The organism is Enterobacter cloacae complex sp. SHL021 (genome assembly GCF_049237765.1).
Classification (GTDB): Bacteria; Pseudomonadota; Gammaproteobacteria; order Enterobacterales; family Enterobacteriaceae; genus Enterobacter; species Enterobacter cloacae.
In genome coordinates, this window is the sequence record NZ_JBMKJG010000017.1 from 76,338 (window position 1) to 88,535 (window position 12,198).

At 56.1% G+C, this 12,198-nt stretch carries 15 protein-coding genes; 7 read left to right on the forward strand and 8 right to left on the reverse strand.

The window, feature by feature from the left end:
• Window positions 1-5: 5 nt before the first annotated feature.
• The 3 genes from fdxH to fdhE are packed head-to-tail and all read left to right on the forward strand — an operon-like array spanning window position 6 to window position 2,466.
• Window positions 6-908, forward strand: a complete 903-nt coding sequence (fdxH, locus tag ACOTZF_RS17335) for a formate dehydrogenase subunit beta (protein WP_014833793.1) — start codon at window positions 6-8, stop codon at window positions 906-908.
• Window positions 905-1,540: a formate dehydrogenase cytochrome b556 subunit gene (fdoI, locus tag ACOTZF_RS17340; RefSeq protein ID WP_013099357.1), complete on the forward strand. Its 636-nt coding sequence runs from the start codon at window positions 905-907 to the stop codon at window positions 1,538-1,540. The genes fdxH and fdoI overlap by 4 nt, the downstream gene beginning before the upstream one ends.
• Window positions 1,537-2,466 carry a formate dehydrogenase accessory protein FdhE gene (gene fdhE / locus ACOTZF_RS17345; RefSeq protein WP_029882351.1) on the forward strand — a complete coding sequence of 310 codons (930 nt, stop codon included), beginning with the start codon at window positions 1,537-1,539 and terminating at the stop codon, window positions 2,464-2,466. The genes fdoI and fdhE overlap by 4 nt, the downstream gene beginning before the upstream one ends.
• A 39-nt stretch (window positions 2,467-2,505) precedes the next feature.
• On the opposite strand, the gene ACOTZF_RS17350 is transcribed toward fdhE, so the two are convergent.
• Window positions 2,506-2,877 carry a type II toxin-antitoxin system VapC family toxin gene (locus ACOTZF_RS17350; protein WP_080292722.1) on the reverse strand — a complete coding sequence of 124 codons (372 nt, stop codon included), beginning with the start codon at window positions 2,875-2,877 and terminating at the stop codon, window positions 2,506-2,508.
• Between the two features lie 2 nt (window positions 2,878-2,879).
• On the reverse strand, window positions 2,880-3,122 hold the full coding sequence (locus tag ACOTZF_RS17355; RefSeq protein WP_020686881.1) for a ribbon-helix-helix domain-containing protein: 243 nt from the start codon (window positions 3,120-3,122) through the stop codon (window positions 2,880-2,882).
• Window positions 3,123-3,321: 199 nt separating this feature from the next.
• On the opposite strand from ACOTZF_RS17355, the gene ACOTZF_RS17360 reads away from it, so the two are divergent.
• Entirely contained in the window at window positions 3,322-4,239 is a 918-nt protein-coding gene (locus tag ACOTZF_RS17360) for an alpha/beta hydrolase (protein WP_062935377.1), read from the forward strand.
• 12 nt (window positions 4,240-4,251) lie between these two features.
• On the opposite strand, the gene fabY is transcribed toward ACOTZF_RS17360, so the two are convergent.
• From fabY to ACOTZF_RS17390, 6 genes are all read right to left on the reverse strand, one after another.
• Window positions 4,252-5,193, reverse strand: a complete 942-nt coding sequence (gene fabY, locus ACOTZF_RS17365; protein WP_013099362.1) for a fatty acid biosynthesis protein FabY — start codon at window positions 5,191-5,193, stop codon at window positions 4,252-4,254.
• 44 nt (window positions 5,194-5,237) lie between these two features.
• Window positions 5,238-5,675 carry a D-aminoacyl-tRNA deacylase gene (gene dtd / locus ACOTZF_RS17370; RefSeq protein ID WP_013099363.1) on the reverse strand — a complete coding sequence of 146 codons (438 nt, stop codon included), beginning with the start codon at window positions 5,673-5,675 and terminating at the stop codon, window positions 5,238-5,240.
• Complete coding sequence (locus tag ACOTZF_RS17375; protein WP_013099364.1) at window positions 5,672-6,553, reverse strand: virulence factor BrkB family protein; 882 nt, start codon at window positions 6,551-6,553, stop codon at window positions 5,672-5,674. Before ACOTZF_RS17375 ends, dtd begins: the two co-directional genes overlap by 4 nt.
• Complete coding sequence (gene yihX / locus ACOTZF_RS17380) at window positions 6,547-7,146, reverse strand: glucose-1-phosphatase (protein WP_013099365.1); 600 nt, start codon at window positions 7,144-7,146, stop codon at window positions 6,547-6,549. Before yihX ends, ACOTZF_RS17375 begins: the two co-directional genes overlap by 7 nt.
• Before the next feature lie 119 nt (window positions 7,147-7,265).
• Entirely contained in the window at window positions 7,266-8,066 is an 801-nt protein-coding gene (locus tag ACOTZF_RS17385) for a DeoR/GlpR family DNA-binding transcription regulator (RefSeq protein WP_020686879.1), read from the reverse strand.
• A gap of 34 nt (window positions 8,067-8,100) precedes the next feature.
• Entirely contained in the window at window positions 8,101-8,997 is an 897-nt protein-coding gene (locus ACOTZF_RS17390) for a sugar kinase (protein WP_058660919.1), read from the reverse strand.
• 155 nt (window positions 8,998-9,152) lie between these two features.
• On the opposite strand from ACOTZF_RS17390, the gene yihU reads away from it, so the two are divergent.
• From yihU to yihS, 3 genes are read left to right on the forward strand one after another with little or no spacing between them, the layout of a single operon-like run.
• Window positions 9,153-10,043: a sulfolactaldehyde 3-reductase gene (yihU, locus tag ACOTZF_RS17395; RefSeq protein WP_421636123.1), complete on the forward strand. Its 891-nt coding sequence runs from the start codon at window positions 9,153-9,155 to the stop codon at window positions 10,041-10,043.
• Between the two features lie 17 nt (window positions 10,044-10,060).
• A complete protein-coding gene (yihT, locus tag ACOTZF_RS17400) occupies window positions 10,061-10,936 on the forward strand; it encodes a sulfofructosephosphate aldolase (RefSeq protein ID WP_058651828.1) in 876 nt (291 codons plus the stop codon).
• Window positions 10,937-10,950: 14 nt separating this feature from the next.
• Window positions 10,951-12,192: a sulfoquinovose isomerase gene (gene yihS / locus ACOTZF_RS17405; RefSeq protein WP_013099370.1), complete on the forward strand. Its 1,242-nt coding sequence runs from the start codon at window positions 10,951-10,953 to the stop codon at window positions 12,190-12,192.
• The last annotated feature ends 6 nt before the right edge of the window (window positions 12,193-12,198 follow it).

Below are 12,198 nucleotides of genomic sequence, written 5' to 3' on the forward strand. Positions count from 1 at the left end.
GACTTATGGCTTATCAATCTCAGGACATTATTCGTCGTTCCGCGACTAACGGTTTCACGCCCGCGCCTCAGGCGCGGGACCACCAGCAGGAAGTGGCGAAGCTTATCGACGTTACCACCTGTATCGGCTGTAAAGCCTGTCAGGTGGCCTGTTCAGAGTGGAACGACCTCCGTGACGAAGTGGGTCACAACGTCGGGGTGTACGACAACCCGGCCGACCTGACCGCCAAGTCCTGGACGGTAATGCGTTTCTCTGAAGTGGAGCAGAACGACAAACTGGAATGGCTTATCCGCAAAGACGGCTGTATGCACTGTGCGGATCCGGGCTGCCTGAAGGCGTGTCCGTCAGAAGGGGCTATCATTCAGTATGCCAACGGCATTGTCGACTTCCAGTCCGAGCAGTGCATCGGCTGCGGCTACTGCATCGCGGGCTGCCCGTTTGACGTGCCGCGACTGAACCCGGAAGACAACCGCGTCTACAAATGTACGCTGTGCGTTGACCGCGTGAACGTTGGCCAGGAGCCAGCCTGCGTGAAAACCTGTCCAACCGGCGCCATCCACTTTGGCTCCAAAGAGGATATGAAAACGCTGGCGGCCGAACGCGTGGGTGAACTGAAAACCCGTGGTTACGATAACGCTGGCCTGTACGATCCGGCCGGTGTGGGCGGTACGCACGTGATGTACGTGTTGCACCATGCCGACAAGCCGAATCTGTATCACGGCCTGCCGGAGAACCCGGAAATCAGCGCCACCGTGAAGTTCTGGAAAGGCATCTGGAAACCGCTGGCAGCGGTAGGCTTTGCTGCCACCTTCGCAGCGAGCATCTTCCACTACGTCGGCGTCGGTCCGAACCGCGCGGAAGAGGAAGACGACAACCTGCATGAAGAGAAAGACGAGGTGCGCAAATGAAAAAACGTGACACCATCGTGCGCTACACCGCGCCGGAACGCATCAACCACTGGGTCACCGCCTTCTGCTTTATGCTGGCGGCGATAAGCGGGCTGGGGTTCTTCTTCCCGTCCTTCAACTGGCTGATGCAGATACTGGGTACGCCACAGCTGGCGCGCATCCTTCACCCGTTCGTGGGTGTGGTGATGTTTGCCTCGTTTATCATCATGTTTTTCCGTTACTGGCACCATAACCTAATCAATCGGGATGATATCTTTTGGGCGAAGAATATTCGTAAGATCGTCGTCAACGAGGAAGTGGGTGACACCGGGCGTTATAACTTCGGCCAGAAGTGCGTATTCTGGGCGGCGATTATCTTCCTGGTCCTGTTGCTGGTGAGCGGCGTGATCATCTGGCGTCCGTACTTTGCGCCTGCTTTCTCAATCCCGGTGATCCGATTCGCGCTGATGCTGCATTCATTTGCCGCAGTGGCGTTAATTGTGGTTATCATGGTGCATATTTACGCCGCCCTCTGGGTGAAAGGCACCATTACCGCGATGGTGGAAGGATGGGTAACCAAAACGTGGGCGAAGAAACATCACCCGCGTTGGTACCGTGAAGTCCGCCAGAAACAGGAAAAGTCATCTGAATGAGTATTCGCATAATCCCGCAAGATGAGCTGGGGTCGAGCGAGAAACGCACGGCGGAATATATTCCGCCGTTGTTATTCCCCAGACTCAAGAACCTCTACAACCGCCGTGCAGAGCGCCTGCGCGAGCTGGCAGAGAACAACCCGCTGGGCGATTTTCTGCGTTTTGCCGCGCTGGTTGCCCATGCGCAGGAAGTGGTGCTGTACGACCACCCGCTGCAAATGGATCTGACTGCGCGCATCAAAGAAGCCAGTGAGCAGGGCAAGCCGCCGCTGGATATTCACGTCCTGCCGCGTGACAAGCACTGGCATAAGCTGCTGCATTCTCTGATTGCCGAGCTGAAGCCCGAGATGAGCGGCACCGCGCTGGCGGTCATTGAGAACCTGGAAAAAGCCTCCGATCAGGAGCTGGAAGAGATGGCGAGCGCGCTGTTTGCCTCTGACTTCTCGCTGGTCAGCAGCGATAAAGCGCCGTTTATCTGGGCTGCGCTGTCGCTCTACTGGGCGCAAATGGCCAGTCTGATCCCCGGTAAAGCGCGCGCCGAATACGGCGAAGCGCGCCAGTTCTGTCCGGTGTGTGGCTCAATGCCAGTCTCCAGCATGGTACAAATCGGCACCACCCAGGGGCTGCGCTACCTGCATTGCAACCTGTGTGAAACCGAGTGGCATGTGGTGCGCGTGAAATGCAGCAACTGCGAGCAGACCCGCGATCTGAACTACTGGTCACTGGAAAATGAAGACGCGGCGGTAAAAGCCGAAAGTTGCGGCGATTGCGGTACGTATCTGAAGATTCTGTATCAGGAAAAAGACCCGAAAGTTGAAGCGGTGGCCGACGATCTCGCCTCGCTGATTCTGGACGCCAAAATGGAGCAGGAGGGCTTTGCCCGTAGCTCTATCAACCCGTTCCTGTTCCCGGGTGAAGGGGAGTAATCTCCTGTAATAGTGCCGGGCGGCGCAAGCTTGCCCGGCCTACAGTTGATAAGGCGTAACGACCTCATCAATACCCGAAAAATCTTTCGTATTTCGAGAAATCAACGGACATTTTCTGCTCTGGGCTGTGGCCAGAATGATGGCATCAGGCAGTTTCATTCCATGCTTTTCACGCAGTAAAACGCTTCTTTCCGCGATATCCCGAGACACATCAATAATTTCGAAAGCGCCCATCACGGCTGCCGTTTTCGCTTCATGACCATGCCTGCGTGCGCCCACCATCACCTCCATCCAGGTAATTAAGCTAATGGCTCGATGTGACGCGGCATGATCAATCGCATCCGCAGCTTCGACACGGTTGTTGAAGAGATCAATGAGAATATTGGTATCAAACACGGCCATATTATTCAAGATCACCATTCCTCACGCAGCTTACGTTCATACTCCAGTCCGTCTTCTTTCTTGTCTCCCCACAAGCCAAGCGCAGCGCGGATAACAGACGAACTCTGCTGGTCGAGATACAGCTCTATCGCCTCCCGTAGCAGCTCAGCGCGCGGCTGATTTCGCAGTTGCTTGAGGTTATCCAGCCGTTGAATCACGTCATCAGATAAATCGATCAGTATTCTGCCCATATCCAGTTCCGCCAAAACACTCATATATCACCTTAGTATATCATCTGCGGTTAATTTTCAGGCAAAATACACCTTATCAATTTAGGGTTAAAGGGCATTTTTTCGAGAGTAATCAATTTTGCGAGCCGCTTTCCATATCGTTCGCATCCTCAGATTTCGCTGTTTTCATCTGCACTAAATCAGGCTATAAATCTGTATATACATACAGCAAAAGGACATCACCATGGCACTGGAAAAGGGTATTGATAAGCTTGTGCAGGATTTTATCGCTGCAGGCCGACCTGGCGCACGTAAGCAGAGTATTGATGACCGGAGAGCCGGATATGTAGCCAGCACTGTACTTGCCAGCGAGACCGAAACCCGCGTGCAGGTTGAAACGCTTGTCATTGATGGCCTTACCTTTCGGGTATTCTCGCCTCTCAATGTCGCTGAAACGTTACCTTGTGCCCTCTACTACCATGGCGGTTGTTTTGTCAGCGGTGGGTTTGCAACCCATGACAATCAGCTCCGCCAGCTGGCGTTTTACGGTCAGTGTCGGGTGGTTGCGGTTCAGTACAGGCTGGCACCGGAGCATACTTTCCCCGCTGCGCATGATGATGCAGAGAGAGCGGCGGAGCTTGTCTGGCAAAATGCAGAAAAAGTCGGTGTGGATAAAAACCGGATTACGCTTTGTGGTGACAGTGCAGGCGGCCATCTGGCGCTGGTCACCGCGCTGCGGCTCAAGGCTAAAACACAGTGGAATCCGGCCCAGCTTATCCTTATTTACCCTATGCTCGACGCCACAGCCAGCTTTGCAAGCTACACCCATAATGGGCAGGACTACGTTATCACGCGCGATACGCTGCTGAGTGGTTATGACATGTACCTGGCAGAGACAGACCGCCGGGACCCTGAAGCCAGCCCACTCTGGCGGGATGATTTCAACGGCCTGCCGCCGGTACACATTATTACCGCCGAGTACGATCCGCTATGCGACGAGGGTCAGGCGCTTTATCAACATATGACAGAACAAGGGGTTATTTGCACAGCGCAGCATTGGCTGGGTGTCATCCACGGCTTCTTCCAGCTTGCCGGCGTCAGTCCATCAGCGCGAGACGTTCTTCGGGACATCGCCTGGCGGATCAACTCCGCCCGGCGATAACAACGGGGAACCTTATTCCTCTTCGTTCCCGCCCTCTTCATACGCGCCAAACGGCTTCGCAGGCAGAACGATATAGGTACCTTCAAACACCGCGCCTGGGGTTTCATCGCCAAAGAGTTCAACCTGCATCTGTACACGGGCTTTGCGGCCGCGCGCCAGGCGGTCGAGATCGCCCCCCAAAGAGCCGAGATCGGCCACTGCGCTCGGTTTGCCGCTTATGGGGGCGCTGTAGCGAATATGGGCATCAGCCAGAATGATCGTGCCGCCAAGGTGGCGTTCACGCAGCATCAGCCAGATAAGCCCCCAGCCGGTGAGCGTGGCGAGCGAAAACAGGCTGCCGGCAAATAGCGTGTGGTGCGGGTTCTGGTTGCCGGTTTCCGGCATGGTGGTAATGAATTTTTGCCCGGTGTACTGCTGAATACGCACCCCCATCTTTTCACTCAGAGGGATGTGCTGATACCAGGCCTGCTGAAGCTGTCCGCACCAGTCCGCGCGGTGGAGAATATCATCCAGCGTGGCGATGGGTTTAATCATCAAAAAGTGGCGAATCGGCGTGGTTTGCGGGGTCGTAATTTCCCCCTGATTAACAAAACCGAGTTTGGCGAAGAACTCAACGGCATCTTCGCGGGCGCTACAGGTCACGCGTTTAACGCCTTCCTGACGGGCCACTGACTCCAGGGTCATGGCCATCAGCGTACCTAACCCTTTGTCCTGCACGGAGGGATGAACCGCCATAAAACGAATAGAGGCTTCGTTATCGGCATTAATATACAGACGCCCGACGGCAACGAGGTTACCCTCTTCGTCCATCACCATCTGATGATGTGCCATGGCGTCCCAGGCGTCGCGTTCAGACCCTTTAGGCTGATGTAATGGCTTGCGCAGCATTTCCCAGCGGAACTGGTAATAGGCTTCTAACTCTTCTTCCGTTTGCGGTACTCGAAGGTGATACATAGCTGTACTCTCTCTTGTTACCCGCGGCCACGCCGCCAGTTGGCTCATACCTGGAGCCAGAATGTGACGGGGCCATCGTTCACCAGCGATACCTGCATATCTGCAGCAAATCGTCCGGTTTGCGTATTCATTTCCTGTTGGCGACAACGCTCAACAAAGTACTCGTAAAGCGCTTCTGCCCGATCCGGGGCCGCACCTTTTGAGAAACTCGGGCGCATGCCGCGTTCGGTATCGGCGGCCAGCGTAAACTGGGAAACCACCAGCACGCTTCCGCCCGATTGCTGGACGTTAAGGTTCATCTTGCCTTCCGCATCACTGAAGATACGGTAGCCCAGCACGCGTTCACATAAGCGGTTGGCTTTTTGTTCGTCGTCATCCTTTTCGACACCTAACAACACTAAAAGTCCTGGGCCAATTTCACCCGTCACCTCTCCCTCCACGGTGACGCTGGCACGGGTTACGCGCTGTATCAATGCAATCATGGTTGGTCTGCTTCTTGTTGTTTTTCAGCTTCTGCTGCTTTTTTAAGTTCGCGGTATACGCCGAGAGTGACAGTTATTTCCGCACCAAGCAAGACGATACACCAGGTCCAGTAAACCCAGACAAACAAAATGGGGATCACCGCCAGTACGCCATAAATGAGCTGATAGGAGGGGAACATGGTGATGTAAAGGGCAAACCCTTTTTTGCCCAGTTCGAAGAGTACCGCTGCCACCAGTGCGCCAACAACCGCATCACGGTTCGGCACGCGCGTGGTCGGCACCACACTGTAGAGCAGCCAGAAAGAGAGCCACGATAAAATCAGCGGGAAGATACGCAACACGTTATCAATGGCACCGTTGAGATCGCTGGCCCAGCGCAGGGAGAGCAGATAGGAGCTAATCGCCAGGCTCGCCCCCGCCAGCAACGGGCCGAGAGTTAAAATCATCCAGTAAACAGCAAAGGAGTAGACCTTCGGGCGGACTTTTTTACTCCGCCAGATCGTATTAAGCGCACTGTCGATGGAGTACATCAGCAGAAGCGCGGTGACGATAAGCCCGCACGCCCCCACTGCCGTCATCTTGCTGGAGTTTGCGACAAACTGTTCAATGTAGTTCTGGATCACATCGCCAGTGGCAGGAATAAAATTCGCAAAGACGAAGTGACGCAGCTGCAGGCTGACCTCTGCAAACATGGGAAAAGCGGAAAAAAGGGCAAAAATAACCGCCACCAGCGGTACCAGGGAGAGCAACGACACGTAGGCGAGGTTACCCGCCAGCGTGGTCATGTTGTCCTCATCAATACGGTGCCAGAGGAGTTTTAGCCAGGCCCTGAGCGGGCGAGTATGGTGCGTGGCTTTTTGATGAACGGTTTTTAGCATAACTGCTTCGCAAAGTAGTTCGGTATCGTCTCTTTTCCGGTCACCAGAATTGACGTAATACCCAACTGGTTAGCTCCCTCTATATTATCGGCATTGTCATCGAAAAAGACCGCATCGGACGCGGAGAATCCTTCCGCTTGCAGTACCGCCTGATAAATCCGCGCTTCGGGTTTACGCATCCCCATCTCCTGCGAGAGGTAGATTTTATCTGCTGCGGCCTTAACTTCTGGATATTCTTCAGGCCAGAACGTGGTGTGCAGGCGGTTGGTGTTCGACAGCACGACGACCCGGTGACCCTGCTCGCGAAGTTTATGCATGATGTCGATAACCTCAGGGCGGATAGCGACAAATACAGCCTGCCAGCCGTGGGAGAACTGTTCGTAGCTTAACGGCAGATCCATTTCATGGCACAGACGTTCAGCAAACACTTCGTCGCTGATCTCACCCCGTTCATGCTGATGGAATGTCTCGCCCATGGCGAAACTCTGTTTTAACGTCGCCAGCGGGACACGGCTAAAATCGCTCCATGCGCCCAGCACCCGATTGAAATCGATATCGACGATTACATTTCCTAAGTCAAAGATATAAAGCATGTTTATCTCCTGCTCGCCGTGGAAAAGTAACTGTAGCGGGAAAGATAAGGTTTGGCTATGCGCCAGATTCAGCTTAAAGAAAGGAACGGCCCGAAGGGATTTTCGGGCCGTCAGAAAGGTTATCCAGCCTGCTGCTCGTCGCCTGTGCTGACTTCGACAACTTCTACCTTGCTGAATTTGAGATGGTTATGTAGCGCAGAGCCGGGCAGTTCATCGGTAAAGAGCGCCGTTGCCTGCGCCACGTTGCCAATTTCCACGGCGGCAGAGGCGGTGTATTTCGTATGATCGGCCGCCAGTAAAATATGTCTGGCATGAGCCATCATCGTTTTCACCACGCTGGCTTCATTGACGTCAAACTCCATCATCGCGCCGTCGTGTTCAATCGCCCCCACGCTGGTCACCAGATAATCCGCCCGAAAGCCAGACACGAACGCCGTCGCCGCCGGACCGATAATGCCGCCGTTATGTGGACGCAGCGTACCGCCGGGCACCATCACCTCAAAACGCGGATTTTTATAGAGGATGTGTGCCACCCGCAGACTGTTAGTGATGATACGCAGATGGTTATGGTTGAGCAGTGCACGGGCCACGTGCTCCACGGTCGTGCCAATGGTGATGAAAATAGTCGAACCATCAGGAATATAGTCGGCAATTGCTTCGGCAATCGCCCGCTTCTCTTCAGTCAGCGACACTTCGCGCTGCTCAAAGGCCGTGTTCACCACGCTGGATGCCCTGCCCGCACCGCCATGATGTCGCGTAATCAGTCCCTGTTCGCTCAGCTTGCGGATATCCCGGCGCACGGTTTGCGTCGAGACGTCCAGCAGCTGCGCCAGTTCATCAATGTTCATATATCCGCGATCGGCTATCAGCGTCAGCAGCTGATCGTGACGCGGGTTGCCGGTCAGTTCGGTAAGGCTCATGGGCTGTCCTCTGAAAACCATCACGCCCCGCATTTTATACAAAAAGTGACAAAAAAGAGCGGGTTTGATCACAGTCGGGTATACCTGCGCGACCGCCGGGCTGAGTACATTTCAGCGCGGCGACGGCGCTGGCGAAACGCACGGCTTGCGCTGGAGATAACCGTTGCGCCAGGCTGACCGCCAGGGCACCGTGGAAAACATCCCCCGCCCCGGTGGTATCAACCACCTCGACCTCAAAACCCGGCTGATGGCACAGGGCACCGTTCTCCAGCCAAAAGCAGCCGTCCCGGCCCTGCGTGACATAGACATGTCCATTTGTGAGCGTTTGTGCTTTTTTAAGCGCACCTTCCGTTTCCTCAAGATGGCTTACCCGACGCAGCCCCGGCGCGGAAAAGGCAGCATGATCGCTGAGGGCGATAAGTTCCGCGATGTCCTGAGGGGTTGTATCCGCATCGAGCAACGTTGTGACGCCTTGCTGGCGGGCAAGGGTAAACGCCTGCTTCGCCCCTTCATGCCAGCGCACATCGGCTAAAACAATGTCCCATTGCGAGAAGTCGATACCCTGCAGCCAGTCTGCCGCAGCGGGAAGATCGGGGCTGGGATAGTTCGCGATGATGCGTTCCCCGCTGCCGTCCACCAGCACCGCCGATTGTGACGAGCGGGCATCTTTCACTATGCGCGTGTAGCGGGTGTTCACCCCCAGGGATTCCAGCTCCGCAAGCAGCCTTCTGCCGGTATCGTCGTCACCCACCCGGCCAATAAAATCCACGGATGCCCCCAGTTTTGCCGCCGCCACCGCCGCAGTTGCCGCCGGGCCGCCGCCCACTTCCGTATAGTCTTTTGCGACATATTTCCCACCTTCTTTTGGTAAATCATCGAGATACCAGATGCGATCCAGCACGGTTATGCCGACACAAACGATGCGAGTCATGGTGCTTCCTTCTGCAATTTCTGATGCCTTCATTTTAATTTCATCAAATGTTTAAAAAGTGACCCCTGTCAATTTTTTGACTATAAATTACAAATACGATCAAAAACAGACAACATAAACGCGCAAAAATTGACACGATATGACAGGAGAGAGGCATGTCAGCAATCGCATTTATCGGTTTAGGGCAGATGGGCGCGCCAATGGCGAAGAATCTGTTGAAGCAAGGTCACCAGCTTCAGGTCTTTGATGTGAACCCGCAGGCGGTTCAGATCCTGGTGGAGAGCGGCGCGAAGGCGGCGGCAACGCCCGCGCAGGCCGCAACGGATGCCGAGTTCGTCATTACCATGCTGCCCAACGGCGACCTGGTGCGCAGCGTGTTGTTTGGCGAACACGGCGTTTGCGAAGGCTTATCTCGCAACGCGCTGGTGATCGATATGTCGACCATTCATCCCCTGCAAACCGACGCGTTGATCCACGACATGGCCGGGCGTGGCTTCAGCCTGATGGACGTACCTGTCGGGCGCACCTCAGACCATGCCATCGCCGGCACGCTGCTCCTGCTGGCAGGCGGCACGGCGGAGCAGGTTGAGCGCGCCACCCCCGTCTTAATGGCGATGGGCAATGAGCTGATTAACGCCGGCGGGCCGGGCATGGGCATCCGCGTGAAGCTTATCAATAACTACATGAGCATTGCGCTAAACGCCCTGTCCGCCGAGGCGGCCGTGCTGTGTGAAGCGCTCGGTCTCTCCTTTGAGGTGGCGCTCAAGGTCATGAGCGGCACGCCTGCAGGTAAAGGCCATTTCACCACCTCCTGGCCGAACAAGGTGCTGAAAGGGGATCTTTCACCCGCCTTCATGATCGACCTTGCACATAAAGATCTGGGGATCGCCCTGGACGTGGCCAACCAGCTCCACGTTCCGATGCCGCTGGGCGCGGCTTCCCGCGTAGTTTACAACCAGGCACGCGCCGCCGGGCGCGGGCGCGAAGACTGGACAGCCATTCTTGAACAGGTTCGCGCATCTGCCGGGCTGAAAAAATCACACTGATACGAAAGGACTGAGGAATGACGATGTACACCCTGAAAGATATCACCCGACCTTCCGGCGGTTTTGCGATGCTGGCCGTCGATCAGCGCGAAGCGATGCGCCTGATGTTTGCCGCAGCAGGTGCGCCGGTGCCGGTCACGGACCAGCATCTGACGGATTTTAAGGTCAACGCAGCGAAAATTCTGTCGCCGTACGCCTCTGCCATTCTCGTCGACCAGCAGTTCTGTTATCGCCAGATTGTGGAGCAGCAGGCCGTAGCTAAAAGCTGCGCGCTGATTGTGGCGGCCGACGAGTTTATTCCAGGGAACGGTATTCCCGTCGACAGCGTGACGATCGACAAGAACGTCGATGCGCAGGCGGTCAAACGCGATGGCGGCAAGGCGCTGAAATTACTGGTGCTATGGCGTAGCGATGAAGACGCGCAGCAGCGTCTTGAGATGGTGAAGGCATTTAACTCCCTGTGCCACGACAACGGCCTGCTGAGCATTATCGAGCCGGTGGTGCGTCCACCGCGTCGCGGCGCCGGGTTTAACCGCGAACAGGCGATTATCGATGCGGCCAAAGAGCTGGGTGACAGCGGTGCGGACCTCTACAAAGTGGAGATGCCGCTGTTGGGTAAAGGCACGCAGCAGGAACTGCTGGCGGCCTCGCAGAAGCTGAACGAGCACATCGCCATGCCGTGGGTGATCCTCTCCTCCGGCGTGGACGAAAAATTATTCCCGCGCGCCGTGAGCGTTGCCATGCAGGCGGGGGCATCAGGCTTTTTAGCCGGTCGCGCCGTCTGGTCATCGGTGATTGGCCTGCCGGACACCGGGCTGATGCTTCGCGATATTTCCGTACCTAAACTGCAGCGCCTGGGTGAGATCGTCGACGAAATGATGGCTCGCCGTTAAGAAAGGACCCGAACATGAAATGGTTTAACACCCTGAGCCATAACCGCTGGCTCGAACAAGAGACCGACCGCATTCTTGATTTCGGTAAAAACGCAGCCGTACCGACCGGCTTCGGCTGGCTGGGCAATAACGGGCAGGTTCGCAGCGATATGGGCACGCATCTGTGGATCACCGCCCGTATGCTGCACGTTTACGCGGTGGCGGCGAACATGGGTCGTCCCGGTGCGTATGCCCTGGTTGAGCACGGCATTAATGCCCTGAACGGCCCGCTGCGCGACAAACAGTACGGCGGCTGGTACGCCTGTGTTAACGATGAAGGCGTGGTGGATGCCTCCAAGCAGGGCTATCAGCACTTCTTCGTACTGCTGGGCGCGGCGAGCGCCGTCACCACCGGACACCCGCAGGCGCGCAGGCTGCTGGACGACGCCATTGAGGTGATTGAGCGCTACTTCTGGAGCGAACAGGAGCAGATGTGCCTGGAGTCCTGGGATGAAGCGTTCAGCAAAACGGAAGATTACCGCGGTGGTAACGCCAACATGCACGCCGTGGAAGCCTTCCTCATCGTGTATGACGTAACCCACGATCGTAAATGGCTCGACCGCGCCCTGCGCATCGCCTCGGTGATTATTCACGACGTGGCGCGCAAAGGTGAGTATCGCGTTAACGAGCATTTCGATACCAACTGGAACCCGATCCGCGACTACAACATCGATAATCCCGCCCACCGTTTTCGCGCCTACGGCGGCACACCAGGGCACTGGATTGAATGGGGCCGCCTGATGCTGCACCTGCGTGCCGCGCTGGAAGCCCGCTTCGAAACCCCACCGGCGTGGCTGCTGGAAGACGCAAAAGGACTGTTCCACGCCACCATCCGCGATGCCTGGGCGCCAGACGGAGCCGATGGGTTCGTCTACTCCGTTGGCTGGGACGGCAAACCTATCGTGCGCGAACGCGTGCGCTGGCCGATCGTCGAGGCGATGGGCACTGCGTATGCGCTCTACACCGTAACCGGCGAGGCGCAGTACGAAGCCTGGTATCAGAAATGGTGGGATTACTGCATCAAATACCTGATGGATTACGAGAACGGATCCTGGTGGCAGGAGCTGGACACCAACAACGAAGTGACCACCAAAGTCTGGGACGGCAAGCAGGATATTTACCACCTACTGCACTGCCTGGTGATCCCCCGCCTGCCGCTGGCCCCGGGCTTAGCCCCTGCCGTAGCCGCCGGATTACTGGATAGCCAGGCCAAATAATAAAGA